Below are 20,227 nucleotides of genomic sequence, written 5' to 3' on the forward strand. Positions count from 1 at the left end.
TGCCTTTACCCTCTTGCCCTTTGCTCTTCAAAAAACTATTGGCGCTTATTTTTATTCGCAAGTACTGATCTGAACGCTTATGCAAAGCCGGACATAAAACCACTTGCGTTATAGGCTTGACAGTAGTGTATTGATTGTTTAAGGTACAGTTTTTTGATTTATCCGGCACCTGGGATTGAAGGCGCTCTTAGGTAATTATTGTGCTTTTATTAATAGGATGTCTTGTATGATGGAGTAAAGACAAAGAAGTTCAAGTGTTTTATCCTAAGTAAAAATATACCAGCATTATTAATAAAGCAGATTGCCTATCTTAATAAAAAACAGGCTACAAACTCATCAAATCATCATCATTAGACCAGAATAAACACATTTCACATTGGTTTATAAATCAAAAATCCCGGGACTCGCCCAGGATATTTACCATATATGAATGCTAAGATTATTGAATCACTATTTCTCTTCTTTATAGTAGAGCTTGTAGTAATTCATTCCTTTGTCTTCATCAAAATCGTTTTCCAGTAATTTTCTATCACCATGAATGTATACACTGAAGTTTTTATCCAGCTTCAACACGCTTTTATAATTCGAATTTTGTTTTTTTACTGCAGGTGCAGATATTTCAAAAGAATCTCCTATCTCTACATCAAACTCTGTTTCATAATTTTGTATCATTTCCTTGAAAGAGGTTGCTGCTGTTTCGTTCCCTATAACTTCTTCTGAAAATTCTTCAAAATCAAAAGTGTCTTTTTCTTTGAAGTATTTCATGGAGCGGTTCAACAAATCTATTTTGTCTGGTTTGGAAATCTCGAAATCATCGTCAATCTTTTCGCTTACGAAGTCTTTATACAAATTCAGGTAATTAGTGGTCTGGTTAAAGTCATCGTTCCTTATTTTTAATTTCAGGAAATCATCTTTCCAATATACCGCAGCTTCTCCGGCAGATTTATTGGTCTGATCTATTACCACTACTTTATAACCTTTATCTTCTTCTGTATCAAATATTAAGCAACCCTTATCTAATTTTTGAATGTTAATAGCTTCTTGCTCATAAGCTACAGTAAAACCATCTCCATCGGGATAAACTCTAAGATAGGTTTCTTTGGTTTCTGATTTAAAAATACCCAAAGCCTGAAAAACCTCGCCTTCTATTTGTACATCTCTGAATAGGGTAATGTACACTTCGCCTCCTTTAATTTTTGGATGACTTGAAACATCGAATAAATGACGGGTAATTTGCTGACTGATTTCATGGAATTTATCAGGTTGGGCAAAAAGCTGTTTTACAAAATGATATACTTCATTCAATTCCAAATCATCGGTGGAATGGATTAACCTGTAAACTTCATTTACTTTCTCAAATGGTTTCAGAAAATACTGCATCAACAGGTTTTGTAAAAGCTCGTCATTAATCTTCAGCGGGCTATCTGATAATGTAAAGTATTCGTCCTGTAATTTATTGCCTACTCTATGTACAGATATTTGTTCTAATAGGGATTCGAAATAAGTAATCATCTTTTAAAAATAAAGTTCGTTTGCTACTTTGTAAGTATTACAATGGGCATCCACAATATCTCTGATATCTGGTGAATATCCGCCGCCCATACTTACCTGAACGGGAAGCCCCAAGTTCTTACATTTTTCTAAAACTAAAAAATCGCGTTGTTTGCATGCTTCTTTACTTAAAGACAGCTTTCCCAACTTATCGGTGCTTAAAACATCTACCCCCGCCTGATAAAATATCATATCTGGTGCAGATAGCTCTATTGCCTTTTGCAAATTTTCTGCTAATATAGTCAAGTATTCTTCGTCTCCAATATGGTCTTTTAATCCAATATCCAGATCTGAATTTTCTTTTCGAAACGGGAAGTTTTTCTCACCATGCATAGAAAAGGTAAAAACGGCCTTATGTCCGTCAAAAATTTCTGCAGTACCATTTCCCTGATGCACATCTAAATCAATAATTAAAACAGAGCTAGCTATTTTATTATATACAAGATAGTTAGCAGCTACCGCCTGATCGTTTAACAAACAAAATCCCTCGCCCCAATCTGATCCTGCATGGTGGGTTCCGCCTGCTGAATTGAACGATACACCAAACTGCATGGCGTATAATGCTGAATCTATTGTTCCCTGACAAATTCTGAGTTCGCGCTCTACCAGTTGTTCTGATAATGGAAATCCTATTCTTCTTTCTTCGTGATAGCTTAGCGTTAAGGTTTTTAAACGCTTCCAATACTGCGAATCATGGGTTAACAGAATGGTTTCTTCATCTGTCAAAATCTGCGGTTCAAAAAAATTAGCTTCATTTACCACTCCTTCATATTTCAATTGCGCCGGTATCAGCTCATACTTTAACATAGGAAAACGATGTCCTGCCGGTAAAGGATGGGAATACATAGGGTGATGGGCAATTTTAAGCATGATATAAACTAAATAGAATATTCACTACAGGGAACGACATGATACAATTTTGAAATTACAGTAATCCTGCAATTTTATTCAACCAAAACTCGTCTATGCTATCGAAATGGTTAAGATACTCGCTATCAACATCTAATACCGCACATATTTTACCATCATTAAATATGGGAACCACTATTTCTGATTGAGACAGGCTACTACAAGCTATATGGCCGGGAAACTGATTAACATCTGCAACCCGTAGCGTTTGCTGTTGTTGCCATGCTTGTCCACACACACCCTTTCCAAACGCTATTCTGGTGCAAGCTATTGGCCCCTGAAATGGACCTAATACCAATTCGTCATTTTTAACCAGATAAAAGCCTACCCAATGCCAATTAAATTGTGTTTTTAATGCTGCAACTAAATTTGCCATATTGGCTATTTCATCTGTTTCTGCTTTTAAAAGGGATTGTATTTGCGGAAACAGGGATTGGTATTGCCCTTGCTTATCTGTCTGAATAACTTTTAAATCGTGACTCATTATACAAAATTAGAAAATATACAGGTTATTGGATGTTTAATTTGTCAACACCCTATTCAGCTCTAGTGCTTGAGATAAATCTTATCCGAGATTGTTTTTGTATATTTGTTACAAACGGTTATATCTTATTATGGAAATTACAATCAGGATAAATGAACGTACCAAAGCGGGTAAGACTCTAAAAAATTTAATTGAATTATTTTCTAAAGAGAATAAAGGAGTGGAAATTGTCTCGGAAGGAAAGTATTACAATCCTCAATTTGTAGCTATGGTAAAAAAATCCGCTAAAGAAAAAGGTGGCAAAACAATAAAAGCAGAAACATTATGGCAAGATTTAGGGTTATAATCAGAAAACTTGCAGAAAAGCATATCAAACACCATTATTACTCTGGTAATAAAGCTACTATAAAAAGAATACAACAAATAATCTCAGAACTAGAATTACACCCATACACAGGAATAGGTAACCCCGAATAATTAAAGCATGAACTTTCAGGCTTTTGGTCAAGACGTATTAATCAAAAAGACAGGATGATTTATTTTGTAGAAGACCATATTGTAACGGTCACTGTAGTTTCTGCAAAAGATCATTACGAAGACAAGTAAACATGTTGTTTATCTCTCCATTTCCCCTTTAAAAGTTATAATCACTTATAAACAATCGCTCTCTTATTAGTTTAATTTTGACAATTAATCTTTCTCATTTATTCATCGTGTATAGAACAGAATAATGATTACTCTTTATAAGGATTGTAAATACCTTATATCAATAATTACCATTCAGAAGTAAACAAAACAGGGTAACACACTCTATTTATCTTATTTTACGTAATTTTCCGGCTTTAAATTTTCACTTTATGAGATTTATCAAGAAACTAGCGTTAACAACGGGCATTTCAGCCATCGCTTTTGGTAACATCAGTTCTACAAAGTTCGAAGAAGGTATGTTCCCGCTAAGCGAAATATCAAAACTGGATCTTGCTACTGCCGGTCTTCAAATCCCTCAACAAGACATCTACAATCCCAATGGCATTAGTCTTATAGATGCGTTGGTTAATGTAGGTGGCTGTACCGGATCTTTTGTATCGGACAAAGGATTGATTATAACCAATCACCATTGCGCCTTTTCTGCTGTACAATTGGCGAGTACTAAAGAAAACGACTACTTAAAAAATGGTTTTGTTGCCCATACACAGGAAGAAGAAATACAGGCAAAAGGCCTTACTGCCAGAATTACACAATCTTATGAAGATGTGTCTGAAGAAATTCTGAATGCAACTACAAGCGTAAAAGATTATAACCAACGCCTTAATGTTATAAAAAACAAGATTATAGAGATACAGAACAGAGCGATGGCTGCAGATTCTACCATTAGTGCAGAGGTTTCCGAAATGTTTATTGGCAAAACGTATGTGCTTTTTAAATACAAGATTATTAATGATGTAAGATTGGTATATGTTCCACAACAGAATATCGGTGAGTTTGGAGGCGAAAGCGACAACTGGATCTGGCCAAGGCATACAGGCGATTTTTCTTTCATGAGAGCTTACGTAGCTCCAGATGGAGCTTCTGCATCATACTCCAAGGAAAACGTTCCCTACCAGCCTAAAAAGTTCTTAAAAATAAATCAGAACGGCGTTAAGGAAGGTGACTTTACTTTTATGCTTGGATATCCGGGAAAAACTTTCAGACACCGACCTGCAGAATATGTAAATTACCAGCAGCAATACCTGCTACCTTACACCTCTGAACTTTACAGTTTCCAGAACAAACAAATGCTATTGGCAGGGAAAGAAAAAGGAAGAGAAACTGAGCTTTCTCTTTCTACCCGTATAAAAAGAAATGCCAATGTTCTTAAGAATTATCAGGGAAAAATTAAGGGTTTACAAAACATTGATCTGCTGGAGCAAAAAAAACAGGAAGACCTGGCACTTGTGCAATATATTAACGGAAACAAAAAGCTTAAAAGTCAGTATGGGAATTTAATGAAGGACATTGCCAATCTTTACAACGATATAAATAGCAATGCGTTTAAAGATTTATGGTATGTACAGATTTACAATTCAAGTAATCTGCTAAGGGTTGCCGCTAACCTGAACAAGTTTAAAAGCGAACTGGAAAATCTGTCGAACGATAAAAGAAGTGAGTATTTTGAAAGCAACTTACCGATTTTGAAGAAAAGACTTAATGAAATTTATGCTTCTTATGATATTGATGTTGATCGGGAGCTTTTTAAAGACATGCTTACCCGAGCGGTAAATTTACCGGCTAACCAGAAATTTAAGTTTGTAGAAAGCAAACTTACAGGTTTTAACAAGCAAGAAGATATAGATAAATTAAGAAACAACCTTTTCCAATATACCCGGTTAAAAAGCAAAGATGCCCTGTACGGTTCTGTTCTAAGCAATGTTAACACCACATTAAACTATAACGATGACCTGCTTACGCTTGAAAAGGAAATAAGGGAATCTAAAAGGGTAAATGATGAGGTAAACAACAAAAGAGATGCCTTGCTAAATAAATTAATGGCCGACTATGTTACGGTTAAGGAGCAATTTCTGAATAAAAACTTTATTCCCGATGCCAATAGCACCTTAAGACTCACTTATGGTCATATAATGGGTTATTCTCCTGTAGATGCTTCCTATATGCGTCCGTTTACAACCATAAAAGGGATTCTGGAAAAGGGCAGATCAGACAATCCCGATTTCCAATACAATGCAAAAATTAAAGAGCTATGGAACAATAAAGATTTCGGTTCTTTTAAAATGGAAGAACTGGACGATGTTCCTGTTTGCTTCCTTTACAACATGGATACCACCGGAGGTAATTCCGGCTCTCCTATCCTTAACGATAAAGGAGAATTGATTGGTGTCAATTTTGACAGAACCTATGAAGCTACCATAAACGACTTTGCGTGGAACAAGGACTACAGCAGATCTATCGGAGTGGACATCCGATACGTACTTTGGGTTGCTCAAAAGGTTGACTCGGCCAATGCCATCTTAACGGAACTTGGCGTAAATTAATCAAACTGTTTTTTATCTAATACAGGTAGCTGGGTGTTTTTAATGATATGATTTCATCCAGTTACCATCCTTAAAAATATACTAAATTATCATGAGAGTAGTAGCTGAATTACCCCACCCAAAATGTAAGATTTCCATATTTTCAATGAACATGAAATACATTATAAAGTTTGAACAGGGAAGTCTGGAGCAATCTTATAAGCTAGCGGAAATAGATCTTATCAACGGAATAGATAGCGTATTTGAAATTCTGGACGAAGAGTTTATAAACAAAGTTGCCAGCAGATTTAACGATATGAGAACTGATTTTATTGAAACTTACAAGAAGCATAACTAACACATTAGATAAAAAACATAAAAACCTATAAACAAGATAGATACATACAATAAACACATAAAACAGAATTATATTTCACAAAAAACATATAATCCCTCATCAAAACAAACATCAACAACAAACTAAAACTTTATATAAAAACAATTTAACACTAATTATAAGACAGTTACAATTTTAACAAAATATAATTCCGTGATCAAAAACAACCAAATTTATAGTAAGTAACCCTTTTATTCAGACAAAATGAATATTTATCTTGTTGCCCATACAGAAGTTTATAATCCGAATAATATACTTCTGGGAAAAAATGATTTTCCTTTGGTGGAGAATTTTACAACGGCATTTTCCTGTGTTGAAGATTTACTGAATGGAACGGGAAACTCCAATACTTACTATAGCTCCTCCCCTCAAAGACATTGCCTAAAACTCGCCCATTACTTAAGTAATAACTCTACTTATATAGATGATAATTTTATACAAATAAATATGGGAGAGTGGGAATATGCAGAACAATCTAACATAACCCCTGATAGGTTTTATGATTTACTAAAAACGGGATTTAGCAATGGTGAAAATATAGATCAGGTAAAAAAAAGAGTCGGACTGGGTTTAAAAAGTCTCATCAAAAAGAAAGCTGACAATATAGTACTGGTTACCACCCCCCTAATTATTAAGGTAATTATAGCTGATGTCATAAAAGCAGGATTTAAATCTTTAAAACATATTGAGGTAGACTACGGGTCTGTTAGTTGCCTGGCTTATATAGCGGAATCTAAAAGCTTAACCCTCAAATATTGTAATTTAAGAAACAGAATATAATTCCTACTTCTGTAATTTTAAATACTTGATTAATTTACCATTTTATAAACTCTTACATAATCTATTTCATAAACTGAAGGAAAAACAGTATTATCAATCCCTTCAATTCCCCCCCAATCTCCTCCTATCGCAAGATTCATTAGTAAATAGAAAGGTTTATCAAAAGGCCATGTTTCAAACCCTTTGCCATCGTTTCTATATTCAAGCAAGAGCTCGTTATCTATATAACCGCGGATAGCTTCAGGAGTCCAATCTACATGATAAACATGAAAATCGGATATGGCTGTTGGTATTAACTTATATTTATTTACTACCTGCCCCAAATTTTCTTTTGCATTAGCGGCTTTATTATGTATAGTTATATGTATATTATTTGGCTGATAGCCTACATGTTCCATAATATCAATTTCCCCTGAATTAGGCCAGTAACCATAGAAATTATCTGTTGGTAACATCCAGACTGCCGGCCATGTACCTCTTCCAACAGGAACCTTCAATCTTACTTCTACTCTTCCATAAAGAAAATCGTATTTGTTTTTAGTTATGAGCTTTCCTGATGTGTAGCTTTCTCCTCCAAAGCTTTTATGTAGAGCAGTGATTTTTAGTTTTCCATCTTCTACTTTTACATTTTCTTCTAAATTGGTATAATATTGTTTTTCGTTATTGTACCAACCGTCACCACCAATATCGTAAGACCATTTTGTATTATCAGGTTTTCCTGTATAATCAAATTCGTCTGACCAATCGGGTTCTTTTGCAAAAGATCTTCCTTCTGGATTTTTCTCCAACGGCTCTTTATACTCTTTTTTCTTTTCCGCTTGCTTGGGCTGACTGGAACATGCTACTGATAGCATAACAAGACAATAAACAACTGTAAATAAAAATATTACATAACATCTCATGGCTCTAAAATTTATTTCATTTAAAAGTGAATAGTTAAAATATTTGACTTGAACTTATTTATAGTATGTTATTGTCCTTCCTCCCCTTCCTTTTTCGTTAAACACCCTAAGTTTCAGATTGGCAGAATCTTCTATTTGGTTATTATATATTTTGCTGTTACCATTAGGTTCTGTACCGTCCAATGTATAACGTATTATAAAATTATGGAACTGGGTATTGGCATTTACAACACCATTATCTGAAGTATAACCTGCTGTTGGTATTCGGTAATTGAATCCTCCAGAATAGTAGTCTAAACGCGGTAATTCTTTTTTTGCTATGGTATTTACAAAAACCGACCAATCATTTTGGTACAGTTGCTCACTTTTCAAGGAGTCCTGATTGATTTCCCATTCAGCTTCTTTAGCCCAGCTTCGCTCTGCCAATCCAAAAATTTTTGGTAATAATAAGTATTCAAAATCATCTGTTGTTTTAATTATTTCACTCCAAAGTGGGGCCTGAATACCTACAATATTTTTCTTTCCCTCTGCACTAAGCCTGTCCTTTCCGTCAAAATAGCCAGGTTTTAGAGATTCTCCTCTAAAATCTTCTTTTTGATTTTTGTAATAATTATATGGGATAAAACTATGGGGTTTGTTTACATCTACATAACCTCCCCAATATTGTCCGGGTTCGTAATAACTTTCGTTATAAGCTAGGTCGAGATACATATTGGTTACATTGGTCAATACTACTTTGTAGCCTACATTAGCCATTTTATAAGCTAAATCTTCATTTCCATGAAGATTGTTCCAAACATCGGTATGAAAATTTTCGTTAGTAAAGCGATTATCTATAACCATTTGTTTTTTTCCGTTTACCAATATTTTCTTTAGCCCGATCTCTTCCCACCCAGAAAGATACAGATTGCGAGATCTAAGGATTTTGTTTACTTTTTTAAAATAATAATACCATAGTTCATCTATATTTTCGATAGATTTATCCTGAGCAATCAATTGTTTTACTACAGGAGATTTTTGCCAAACTCCTTCGGGTACTTCGTCTCCCCCAAAATGAACAGTTTTTAGTGGTGCTCCTGCTTCTTTGTACATCTTAATGGTTTCATCGGTTATTTTCTCCAAAAAAGTGTAAACAGAAGGTAAGGCAGGATTGATGACATTATCGTTCCATCCCTGTACTGAACGATATTCTGATTGGTCGTTCAAATCCCTCAGAAGATATTTTTTAGCTTCAACTTCATTTCCTTCTTTCATAAACCTAGCATATCTGGCATCCATTGCCTTAATAGCCGCCCTTGCGTGTCCGGGTGTTTCAAACTCTGGTATTACCTGTATATGCCTTTGGGCGGCATATTTCAGAATTTCTATGTAATCGTTGCGTGAAAAGAAGCCTGTTCCTGTTGTATTGTTTACATCAGGGCCAGATCCATAAGCAGGAAATATCCTGTCCTCTTCTGTAAGCGTATGGCCTCTTCTTCCTCCAACAGCAGTTAATTCCGGCAATCCGGGGATTTCTATCCTCCAGCCTTCATCATCATTAAAGTGTATGTGAAGCACATTTATCTTGTATAATGACAAAAGGTCTATCAACTTTATGACTTCTTCCTTAGGTTGGAAATTTCTAGACACATCCATCATAAACGCCCTGTGGACAAACCTCGGCGCATCTTTTATCAATACAGATTTTAACGATATTGAATCTTGTTTAGCCGCCCATGTTTTAGGGGGAAACATAGTTTTCAAACTCTGTATTCCGTAAAATATCCCCGCATTAGAAGATGCTGTTATTACTATATTTTCTGGTGTTATTTTGAGTTGATAAGCCTCAGTTGCCAGATTTTTATCAGTTTGCAAGATAATACTGTTTTTAGCCGATTTTTTTATAACCGGAGATTTTCCAAATAGGGTCTCCAATTCTTTGGATAAATATTTTGCTTCATTATCAAACTGTTCTTCTGTTGCTATTTTTATTGCAGAACTAAGTATGAAATCCCCCCCTTTCAAAAACTGGTAACTGTTAGGTGTAGGAAAAACAGGGGGCAGTTGTTCCAAAGATAATTGCTTTATCAAGATGTTTTCTTTATAAATTTTTGAGGCAAGCTCTTTTTCCCTGCTAGAATAATCTATCAAAGAACCTGTTTCTGCTTTTATAGGTATTCCAACAGAAGGATTTTTATCAAAAACTATATAAAATCCTTTAGCGTGGTCTGTGTAATTTTTAAGTTCTCTGGACAATACATATGTTTGAATCTGCCCTCCCGGTGTTATTCCTTCAGAAGCAGCATTAGGCAATAGCTTAAAATAATCACCATTGATATGATGTATTCTTATTGGAGAAGCTTCAATATCCTGTAATCTTGGGTTACTGCCATTAAAATAAATTGCCCATCCTTTTGCGGGGATATTCGTTTTGCCTTGATTATATAATGTAATTCGGGATAAGGTTTCGCCACTATTTTTATAATTGTTTTCTGTTATAGTCCAACTTAGCCTGATATCACTCGCAACAAATGGTTGTGCATGGCAAAAAACAGTAGTTAACATTAAATACATAAAAGATCGGATTGTATGTTTCATTATTATTTCAATAAGATTAAATTTTTAGATGTATTTTTTTGTGTTCGAGATAACCTGTTATGCCAACTATAAATAGTGCATATAAAAAAGATTTTATCAGACCGATATCTCCTGTTCTTAATATTTCAGGTAAGCGAATGGAAATCAACCCTAAAATTGCATAATGGATGTAAGGAATAAGATAGGCAGTTAGTGTACTTGTACCGGCTGGTTTTATATAACTATACCATTTTCTGAATTGAAGTACATCGGTAATATATACAATAATCAAAAAAGTGATAATGCTTAACCCTGTACAAATAGTTGTCCACGATGGTGTTGCCTTTATTTTTGAAATTCCCCATATTGGACGTGTCAATAATCCAAAAACAATGAATAATAAGGCAATAACAATTAATAATATCCAAAACTTCTGGTTATGTGTACCGAGGTTTTTATAAACCAATGCTGCAATTACGCCTGCCATGCTGAAGGTAGCCAGAGAACCTTCTCCTACCAACCAAATATAATCTTTAATACCTTCTATTGGCGATAACCATCCTAAAAATGATGCGCAACTAAAAAGCAGCAAACAAAATAATGCGATGTATTGAACCTTGATGTTTCCTTTTGAGAAAAGGTAAATACCGGAAGCTGTAAAATATGCCCAGCCAATTAAGCCTAAAATTCCCCACCAGTGTAATTCCATTCCTGTAACCAATGAATCTTCTGTTTGAAAAATAAAGCCTAATATTATCAGCATATTTACTCCGATAATTTTTAAAATTCCTACATATTTTGTTTCCGGTTTTGGATAATTGAGCCATATCAGAAAAAATGCTATAACCAACAGAATCATCCATATAGATTTAGACAATATAACTTCCTCCTGAGGATAGGTTTCTGAATTTACCAGAAAAACGCCCATAACCAATAAAGCGAGGGTACGCATAATGACATGGTAAAATATCTTTAAATCAGAATCGCCTTTGCTTTTTCTGTTGGCTATGGCAAAAGGCACAGATAAACCTACAATGAACAAAAATGCAGGGAACACAAAATCTGCCAGTCCCATTCCGTCTGTTTCGGCAGAGACATGACCTAACCAAGCAGGTATATCTGTTAAGGTCCAAAGGTCATTAACAAATATCATCAGTATCATGATTATTGCCCTGAAAGCATCAATGGCAATCAGTCGTCTGGATGTATTATTTTTTTTAATATCGGACATATAGTAATCTGAGGCTGTCTAAAAAATATTGTTTTTGTCAGGCTGAGTGGAGTCGAAGCCTATTTTAGTGCTTTTCGAAACACATTTCGACTCCGCTCAATGTGACAACTTAGTTTTTTAGGATATCCCCCATTTATAAAAGTGCTTATTTAGAGAACTTAATACTTTGGTTAAAGCTGTCGGAAACTATTGTAAGTACATATATTCCTTTCAATCCCGAAACAGCAATATCTTTTATATTATAACCTTTCTCTAAATTTATTCTATTGTTTACAAGCGTTCTGCCAGATACATCTGCAATCTTTAGAATGGCTTGCTCTGCTTTTGCAGCAAAAATGGAAATACCCAACTTACTGTCTGTTATTTCCGTTATTACTAAGTTTTTTTCAATTATATCTGCATTTATAGCTACAGTTTTATTGAATATTGTCCATTTCTCATCTTTATCTACTTGTTTTAATTGGTAATAATTCTCTCCGGCAAGCGGATTTGTATCATAGAATGAATATTTGGATGCAATTCCGTTTCCTTCTACCCTTCCTATTGTTTCAAAATCTACACCATCTGCAGAACGCAGTATTTCAAAATGCGAATTATTTTGTTCTGAGGATATTGAGAAATTTAATTGAACGCCTGTTCCCTTCTTCAGTCCGGTAAAAGATGTGAATGTAACAGGAAGAGTACTTGTAGCAACATAGGCCATTTCAATCTTGCTTACAGATACATTAAGGTCTCCGGAATTCTGATCTCCAAAAATACCAATACTATTGATTGCTGTATTTGCAGTACTTTCACCAGAAGCGGCAGGAAAGTTATAATTTGGAACACCGGCATTGATAATTGCTTTCTGACTTCCGTTTACCCAAATATGATATGATCCAGAAGCAACAGTATATGTTGTACTATTTCTCTCATAATCTGCCGGGGCAGAATAGTTATTACAATATATTTCAAAAGTATTATCAAAATTTTTGGTTAATGGTGTTCCTGTTTGAGAGTTAAAATCTCCGTCATATGCAACCTCCTGAAATCCATAATCTGTAATTCCTGATTTTCTATAGCCCCAAGCAGCATAATCTCCCGAATACAAATCAAACTTAAGCCCACCAAAAATACTTTGGCCGTTGGTCCAATACTCCAGAAATTCACCTCCATTGTAAACATTGGAATTATCTGCCGTTCCATCAGGCGTATTACCGAAAACCAGAAAAAGTCTTCCTGAAGCGGTAGTGGCATTAGGTTTTAAGGTAAAAAATATGCTGGTTACCGCAGAAGTTTCTGTGTTTTCATATAATGAGAACTTACTATATCCGGTATAAGGCGCTGAGCTTCCATTTGATGAAGCTATTTTATAAACCAATTTACTATCTGCATCTGTACCATCAAATGTTGCAGAGGCATTACTGTTTTCAGGAAAGTTTATTTTTGAATAGCCCGAAGATGGAAACGGTAATAAACCCGCCGGACCACCTTTTGTTGAGACAGATTGAACACGATCAATTCCACTTGCTAGTTCGGTTAATCCATTTCCCGGATTTGCTTCGGTACGTTCAAAATTGTAATTAAATGTAGTTGGATTCTGGTTTACCCATACACCTTGTGCATGAACCATCTTAAGTCCTGTAGCCAGAGCTATTAATAAAAGTAGTTTTCTTTTCATATTATTCTACTGTTTGATAGATTTATGATTTCAATTATTCTACATAATGCGCAGAAATATTGCTTATGGTAACTTCTAGAGCATTTGCTACTGGTTTTGAACTTCCAGATGTATTGATTGAGAAACTATTAATTGCAGCTCCTTTTGGCGTTTCATCTGTTGCAGGAAAATTATAATTATCCCCATCCAAAACAATTTTCCTATCGTTAACCCACCACTGATAAGTTTGTGGCAATACGATATATGATTTCCCGTTTCGTGTATAGATTTGCTCTGTTTCTGAATTATTACAATATATTTCTACCTGATGCGATTTCCCTTTAATAAAAGGTGTAGGTCCCTTTAATTCTACAAAACGTGGAGCTTGTGTATCTAATTTACCTATTCTTGGTCTTCGATAGCTGTATGCTATCCAAACACCATCGTAAACATCTAATTTTATGCTTCCAAAAAGGTGTTCATTATCCCACCATTCAGACATTTGTTTAGAATTATTAAAAGTTACACCGTTATCAGGAGCATTATCCGGAGTATTTCCAAAAGGAATGATGATCTCGCCGTTCTGTGCAAACGCGTTTATATCTAATGTGAAGAAAAAACTGGTTACAGCAGAAGATTTGATACCGTAAATGGAAAACTTACTTACAGAGGCAGGTTCTTCATGTGTGGCTTTTGACGAAGAAGCAATAGCCCTAAGCTTTAAATCGTCGCCTTTACCTGTATAAGCAAATGAGGCTCCTGTATTTGGTTCTATGGATACTTTTGCAGAACCTGATGATGGCGCAGGAAGAAAACCCGATTTACTTTCGGCAGAGGCAACATACTGGCTAAGTTCTGAACCTCCCTTAAACTTATCTTTTTTGTTTAACAAACTTTCTAAAAAAATGTATTTAAAAGATGTGTTGCTTTCTCCGTTCCACTTTCCCTGTGCCAATACTGCCGATGTGCCGAATGCAAAAATTGAAAGTAATAGTGTGATTAATTTTTTATTCATAATTCTCATTGATTTAATTTTATATAATCATCTATTTATTAACCATTTACAATGGTATAAACCTGAATTCCTTAATTATTATTTCTACACTTTTATTATCAGATGGTGCTTTACCTTCAAACAACCAAAGGTTCATGTAAGCAGGCATCGTCAATGTACTTATAGGAACATCTGCATTGGTAAATGTTTTGGATTCTATCAGACCTGTATCATCGTCATGGAAACCTACCATACTTTTAAGCGTAAGTTCTCCTTCTTTCCATGTAAAACGGTGAGTACTTTTTGTACCTTCCATTGTAAAAAACTTAGTATGGCTTTTATGTCTGGCATCTGTTCTTCCGGTGGCTGAATATACCGTGAAATTTAGATTTGGCCACGCGTCATTCCCCCATCTGGCAATTTCAATATCCATTTCATCATACATATTGTTACCCGAATAGTTAAACAGCCCTAATACAATGTTTTTGTCAAATCTGGAAATATCACCTTCTATCTTCCATTGATAGGTTCCATAGCCGAATTTTTGTGTTGAGGCCACTTCTCCGCACTCCCATATTCCGGTTTTATCGTTCTTTTTTATTCTTAAATGCAGCCAGCCGTTTTCATCAACCCATACATTTTCTCCGCTCCAGTAATTTGGTCCGGGTCCCTGTGTTTCAATAGTTTTTTTAACTCTCCATTCGTAACCACTAAAAGTGATGGTGTTGGTTAAATGACCATATTGTGGCTCTGCTTTTTTTTCGGTATCGGACTTAGGGCTCACATGTTTAGAACACGAAGAAGACAACAGTACAGCTAACAGAAAAATATAATACTTATTCAAAATCAGTTGATATTATCTTTTTATTTATATATAGGTTTTCTCGTTACCGCTTATCAAAGTGGTGTATACTTAAATTCGTGAATAACAATCTCTACAGATTGACCATCTGACGGAGCATTTCCTTCATAAAGCCATAAATTCATTAATATAGGCATGCTTAATGTACTTATTGATGTTGAAGGAGATGTAAAGGTTTTGTTTTCGAACATATAGGTATCATCATCCTGAAAACCGTGCATACTTTTAAATACAACACTATCTGCAGTTCTCTTGAATCTGTGTGTACTGTAAGTACCTGACATAGTAAAATTTGCTGTATGAACCCCAGGAATTGTGTCTAAACTTCCTGTTGCAGGCCATACGGTATAATTCAAAATATCCCAAGCATCATTTCCCCACCGAGCAAACTCAATATCCATTTCATCATACCTATCGTTACCGGAATAATTGAACAAGCCTAAGACTACATTTTTATCAAGTGTACTAAGCGGTCCGTCTATTTTCCATTGAAAAGTCCCATAACCAAAATTGGTTGTTGCAGAAACTTCGGCACATTCCCAAATATTAGTTACTGGATTTTTTCTTATTCTTAAATGCAACCACCCATTTTCATCTACCCATACATTATCTCCACTCCAATAATTTGGTCCTGGTCCAACGGGAGTGGATGGTTCTTTAATTTCCCACGTGTAACCACTAAAATAAATGGTAGATTTTGTTATTGCATTATACAAATTTTGTTTTTGTTTGTATTGTAACACGTTTTTTCCCTGGACGTCTTTCATATCTTTTGAACAGGATCCAAAAATCAAAATGCTCATTAGGATTAATAAATTCTTTCTTTTCATAACGGCAATATTTTTTTATTTAAAAAAACAACATTCTCATTCAGGTAGCTCATGCTATCTGTTAAATAATTTATGTATGTATTTATGTATTTTATTTTAAAATCTGGCTCAAAATAGTTGTTAAAGAGTTGCTTCCTGTTGTATCATAATCTCCCGCCCATATATAAGCTCCTTTAAAACCATTATCCTTGATGTATTGTGCTTTCTGGCTCACCAAAGGAACACCATTGTAGTAAACTCCTTGTCCTATTTTATCTGTAAACTCATTTTGCGGAGCTGTAGGATCTGCAGCTATAATATCTTTATATGCAATATAGCTGTAAGAACTCCACCCTAAATTATTTCCGTCCGTATCCAATTCATTATATTGTAATCCAAACGCAGGGACACCTATGACCAACTTATCTGCCGGGTAACCTTTTGTATCTTTCCAGATATTTGCACATTCTTGCATAAAACTTAAGGGAGATGGCTGTCCTAAAGGCACTCCGGGACCAACATGTACACCGTTCTCGAAAGCATGAACATTTAACCAATTTGCTGCCGAAAGATCATTGTAATTCCAGTGTAACCAATTTGCAGCAACTGTTACAGTAATTATTGCTTCTGCAGGTAAAACAGATTTTAAATCTTGTATTAAGGTTGTGATGGCCTTCATGTTCCTATCCACAATTGTAGCGTCGTCATTGCCAACATCGGTCATCATAATATCAATTCCGTCAAATCTTCTGACAGAAACATAGTCAACCAGTTGTTGAACAAGAATTGCCCTAAGTGCCGGATCGCTGATTACATTACCAAAATCACTACTGTTATAAACCGACCATCCATCTAGGCCAGATAGTCTTCCAGATACACCTAACAATGCGGGAAGACCATTAATATGAGCTTTTGCTACAATTTCATCTGCCAATTGTCCGACGTTACCTGCAGAAAAGTCAACAGTACCATCTGGGATAACTCTTGCCCCATTATAAGCTATATGTGTAATAGCACTCCAATCTATGTATTTAACTATACCTCCTGATGAAATATATGGCATAATTACATTTGTATATGGCTTGAAGGTATAAGTCAACGGATTAACAATAACATTTGCTTTACGAGTTGCTGTTTGACCATTAAATGTGGCTTCCAGTTTAATTTCGTATACATCCGGCGATTCTGGTTCAAAGGTAAAAACAGTATCTGTAGAAACTACTTCTCCGTTAACTTTCCAAGTGATACTGGTTTTTCCAGCAGGGCTTGGAGAAAATGTTAAACCGTTAAAGGTTGTTGATTGCCCTTCATTAATTACTCTTGTATTTGAATTGAAAGCGCTGCCAAATATCCTTGGATGAAAATCATCGTCGGAATATTTATTGTCTTTTTCACAACCCAAAAGGGTAATCAGAAAAACAGATAATAATAAATATTTTGCTTTTTCCATTTTTTTAAAGATTTTGTTATAACCAATTGAGTTATTTATGGTATGGTGTTATTAATTACAGAAAGCAATGATTTATCTTCAGTTGCATCACCCAACAACTGCCATATCATTATACCTGCGGCTTTTTTATCAATTGCCAGCTCTACTTTTCTTTTTATAGTTGGAATACCGTTATAGTATATTACCCCCTTCTCCGAAACGGTTACCGAGTCTGTATTTTCTGAATTGGGGTAGGTACTTACAATATCACCAAAAGACATATCAGAACGAATATCGTTACCAAATCCATAGCCATAAAAAGGAACTCCTAATGTTAATTTAGAAGCAGGTACAGAGCGGGTTACATTCCAATAGGTAAAGTCTGCAACTGCCGCTTCGTATGTTGAATGTGGACCGGGACGTTCTAAATTCCATGGCCCTGTTTGGTCATAAGACATAATATGCACCATATCAAACAGAGAAAGTGCCTTATCTGAAATGGTATTACCATTCCATGTAGCAACAGCTGCTGTAATTTCCTTACCTTTTTGTTCTAAAGCTGCATGAAGTTCTGTGATAAATGGTTCATAATTATCATCAATATAATCTCCTTCCAGATCTACGTCTATTCCATCCAAGTTATAGGTTGTTGTAAGATTTACCAATGCATTTACCAAATCTCCTCGTTTATCTGCTTTAAGCAATTCTTTTAAATGTCCTGGTGGATTTCCGCCGGCAAATGAAGAATATACTTTTACACCATTATCATGCGCTCTTTTTACTGCTTCGGTTAAACCTGTTACCGGTGCGAACGCCCCGTTTGCTTCTGGGTTTATAAATGCTACATTCAAATGTGTAATCTTATCAAAATTCAGCTTTGCAGATTCTATATCAAGGTTACCACTGCTAAACATGTAGCCAACAATATGAAATCCTTTTTCTACAGCTTTCTTTCTGATTTCTTTTTCATGTGCATCTACCTTATTCTTACTGCAACTGAACAATAAAAACAGTAAAAGATATAATCTAGATATTAAATGTATCTTTTTCATAATCTATCAGTTAAGGTTTATCCCACCATACTCTGTTTATCCAAGTATTTCCACCCGCTCCTAAATCTGCTATCGCCGTAGCTACGTTTGCTGCATTTTGTTCTACTTCCAGAATAGGATATTCAAATCTTCTTGGAATTACTGTTGTTGTAGATTCTTGTGTTAAGGCAGGAGTTAAAACCGGAAAACCTGTTCTTCTCCAGTTTGCATAGGCTTCTGAACCATTTAGTAATAACGCTACCCATAATTGAGTATTAATCATTTCCACCTCTCTTCCCGGAATCAATAAATTTCCTTGTATAAACGTATTAATTTCAGCAGAACTAATAGATGGTCCGCCCGGATAGAGACTTAACTGCTGGCATGCGGCTTCAATACCTTTGGCATAATGTTCTGCAGTTGTACCACCAAGGTTTAAACCCCACCTTACGGTTGCTTCTGCCAGTAAAAACTCTACTTCTGCATACGTAAGATGTAAAAATGGTGCGTTTCTTCTGATTAAGAAATTAGCAAGCTGTGCTTTCTGATCATTGTTTACGGCTGTAATTGTACCTTGTCCGGGTACTTGAATGTCTATCGGATTCATCCATCCATCCCAAACATATTCCGTTGATTCTACACCGTTATAACCTATAATGGGTTTTAACTGATCTGTGATATCTAAACGGTCAAAAGGTCTGTTAATAATATCTATATAATATCTTACAATGTGTGGTAGACGAGGGTCGTTTGTATTGTTCAACTGATCTATGAATGTGTTTGTTACACGTGGTAAAACTTCCGATTGTGTAAACGCAGATGAGATACCGTTTCCTCTCATGTCTGTGTCATAGATATTTTGTACATCCTGATGATTCATCCTACAGATATCTGCATTACTTGTAAAAACACCTGCATTATATGCGGCTTCTGCTTCTTCCCTTGCTTTATTAGGATTTACTTTTACTAAACGCATAGCCAATCTTAAACGAAGTGAATTAGCAAATTTCCTCCAGGATTCTACGTTCCCATTGTAAAACAAATCTCCACTTACAACATCTTTTGATGCATCTAATTGCGCCGCAGCCTCACTTAACTCCTTAAAGAAATCGTTGTAAATATCTTCCTGTCTATCAAAACTTGGTCTTACAATTCCATCTGAATATGCTTTACCTGCCTGACTATAGGGAATATCACCATATACATCTGTTAAGCGGGCAAATTCATAAACCTTCATGATTCTACATACCGCATTCAGATTTGTTTTTAATGGATCATTTGTTGTTTTTCTTACTGCGTCTACAATGTTTACTACATCATTACGGTAAGTGTATTCCCATAATGAAGAAAGATACAGACGATAATAAATATAAAACTGACCATATCTGTTTGCCCAGATACCTCCAATATGTTGTACCATAGGCATAGTTAGGCACATATTTAATTTTTCATTAATCTCTAAATCACCTGAAAAACGAAGCTGTACATTAGAAAGCAACAATGATGCATCCATATCATTAGACCTGTTAGGGTCTTTATTGGTATCATCAAATTTTTTACAGGAGCTTATCATTACCAATACTGTAAGGATAAAGACAAACGATAATATATATGATAATTTTTTCATTTTTTCTAAATTTAAAGA

At 35.2% G+C, this 20,227-nt stretch carries 17 protein-coding genes and 1 pseudogene; 5 read left to right on the forward strand and 13 right to left on the reverse strand.

Annotated features, from left to right (window positions below; genetic code table 11):
- Window positions 1-450 precede the first annotated feature (450 nt).
- Genes ACFSAH_RS18530 through ACFSAH_RS18540 form a run of 3 tightly spaced genes read right to left on the reverse strand, consistent with a single transcriptional unit; the run spans window position 451 to window position 2,944 of the window.
- Complete coding sequence (locus tag ACFSAH_RS18530; RefSeq protein ID WP_379664196.1) at window positions 451-1,512, reverse strand: nucleoid-associated protein; 1,062 nt, start codon at window positions 1,510-1,512, stop codon at window positions 451-453.
- A gap of 3 nt (window positions 1,513-1,515) precedes the next feature.
- Window positions 1,516-2,421: a histone deacetylase family protein gene (locus ACFSAH_RS18535; protein ID WP_379664197.1), complete on the reverse strand. Its 906-nt coding sequence runs from the start codon at window positions 2,419-2,421 to the stop codon at window positions 1,516-1,518.
- 55 nt (window positions 2,422-2,476) lie between these two features.
- Window positions 2,477-2,944 carry a GAF domain-containing protein gene (locus ACFSAH_RS18540; RefSeq protein WP_379664198.1) on the reverse strand — a complete coding sequence of 156 codons (468 nt, stop codon included), beginning with the start codon at window positions 2,942-2,944 and terminating at the stop codon, window positions 2,477-2,479.
- A 130-nt stretch (window positions 2,945-3,074) separates the two neighbouring features.
- On the opposite strand from ACFSAH_RS18540, the gene ACFSAH_RS18545 reads away from it, so the two are divergent.
- The 5 genes and pseudogenes from ACFSAH_RS18545 (at window position 3,075) to ACFSAH_RS18565 (ending at window position 7,129) form a co-directional block, all read left to right on the forward strand.
- Window positions 3,075-3,290, forward strand: a complete 216-nt coding sequence (locus ACFSAH_RS18545) for a DUF2683 family protein (protein WP_379664199.1) — start codon at window positions 3,075-3,077, stop codon at window positions 3,288-3,290.
- Window positions 3,291-3,433: 143 nt separating this feature from the next.
- Window positions 3,434-3,550, forward strand: a pseudogene (locus ACFSAH_RS18550) (type II toxin-antitoxin system YoeB family toxin); the annotation flags it as partial.
- A gap of 251 nt (window positions 3,551-3,801) precedes the next feature.
- Window positions 3,802-5,973, forward strand: coding sequence for a S46 family peptidase (locus ACFSAH_RS18555; RefSeq protein ID WP_379664200.1), 2,172 nt, complete (start codon window positions 3,802-3,804; stop codon window positions 5,971-5,973).
- Between the two features lie 151 nt (window positions 5,974-6,124).
- Complete coding sequence (locus ACFSAH_RS18560) at window positions 6,125-6,310, forward strand: hypothetical protein (RefSeq protein ID WP_379664201.1); 186 nt, start codon at window positions 6,125-6,127, stop codon at window positions 6,308-6,310.
- A gap of 243 nt (window positions 6,311-6,553) precedes the next feature.
- On the forward strand, window positions 6,554-7,129 hold the full coding sequence (locus ACFSAH_RS18565; protein ID WP_379664202.1) for a histidine phosphatase family protein: 576 nt from the start codon (window positions 6,554-6,556) through the stop codon (window positions 7,127-7,129).
- A gap of 29 nt (window positions 7,130-7,158) precedes the next feature.
- Here ACFSAH_RS18565 and ACFSAH_RS18570 read toward each other — a convergent pair whose 3' ends face one another.
- From ACFSAH_RS18570 to ACFSAH_RS18615, 10 genes are all read right to left on the reverse strand, one after another.
- A complete protein-coding gene (locus ACFSAH_RS18570) occupies window positions 7,159-7,983 on the reverse strand; it encodes a glycoside hydrolase family 16 protein (protein ID WP_379664203.1) in 825 nt (274 codons plus the stop codon).
- 102 nt (window positions 7,984-8,085) lie between these two features.
- A complete protein-coding gene (locus tag ACFSAH_RS18575; RefSeq protein ID WP_379664204.1) occupies window positions 8,086-10,608 on the reverse strand; it encodes a family 20 glycosylhydrolase in 2,523 nt (840 codons plus the stop codon).
- 16 nt (window positions 10,609-10,624) lie between these two features.
- Entirely contained in the window at window positions 10,625-11,818 is a 1,194-nt protein-coding gene (locus ACFSAH_RS18580; protein ID WP_379664205.1) for a DUF5009 domain-containing protein, read from the reverse strand.
- Window positions 11,819-11,963: 145 nt separating this feature from the next.
- On the reverse strand, window positions 11,964-13,478 hold the full coding sequence (locus tag ACFSAH_RS18585) for a T9SS type A sorting domain-containing protein (RefSeq protein ID WP_379664206.1): 1,515 nt from the start codon (window positions 13,476-13,478) through the stop codon (window positions 11,964-11,966).
- A gap of 34 nt (window positions 13,479-13,512) precedes the next feature.
- Window positions 13,513-14,472 carry a hypothetical protein gene (locus ACFSAH_RS18590; protein WP_379664207.1) on the reverse strand — a complete coding sequence of 320 codons (960 nt, stop codon included), beginning with the start codon at window positions 14,470-14,472 and terminating at the stop codon, window positions 13,513-13,515.
- Window positions 14,473-14,518: 46 nt separating this feature from the next.
- A complete protein-coding gene (locus ACFSAH_RS18595; RefSeq protein WP_379664208.1) occupies window positions 14,519-15,295 on the reverse strand; it encodes a glycoside hydrolase family 16 protein in 777 nt (258 codons plus the stop codon).
- A gap of 53 nt (window positions 15,296-15,348) precedes the next feature.
- Window positions 15,349-16,143, reverse strand: a complete 795-nt coding sequence (locus tag ACFSAH_RS18600) for a glycoside hydrolase family 16 protein (RefSeq protein ID WP_379664209.1) — start codon at window positions 16,141-16,143, stop codon at window positions 15,349-15,351.
- Window positions 16,144-16,234: 91 nt separating this feature from the next.
- Window positions 16,235-17,572, reverse strand: a complete 1,338-nt coding sequence (locus tag ACFSAH_RS18605; RefSeq protein WP_379664210.1) for a glycosyl hydrolase family 18 protein — start codon at window positions 17,570-17,572, stop codon at window positions 16,235-16,237.
- 35 nt (window positions 17,573-17,607) lie between these two features.
- Window positions 17,608-18,603, reverse strand: a complete 996-nt coding sequence (locus ACFSAH_RS18610; RefSeq protein WP_379664211.1) for a glycosyl hydrolase family 18 protein — start codon at window positions 18,601-18,603, stop codon at window positions 17,608-17,610.
- 10 nt (window positions 18,604-18,613) lie between these two features.
- Window positions 18,614-20,209, reverse strand: a complete 1,596-nt coding sequence (locus ACFSAH_RS18615; RefSeq protein WP_379664212.1) for a SusD/RagB family nutrient-binding outer membrane lipoprotein — start codon at window positions 20,207-20,209, stop codon at window positions 18,614-18,616.
- Between the last annotated feature and the right edge of the window lie 18 nt (window positions 20,210-20,227).

The sequence above is a fragment of the Pseudopedobacter beijingensis genome (assembly GCF_042678145.1).
Taxonomy (GTDB): domain Bacteria; phylum Bacteroidota; class Bacteroidia; order Sphingobacteriales; family Sphingobacteriaceae; genus Pseudopedobacter; species Pseudopedobacter beijingensis.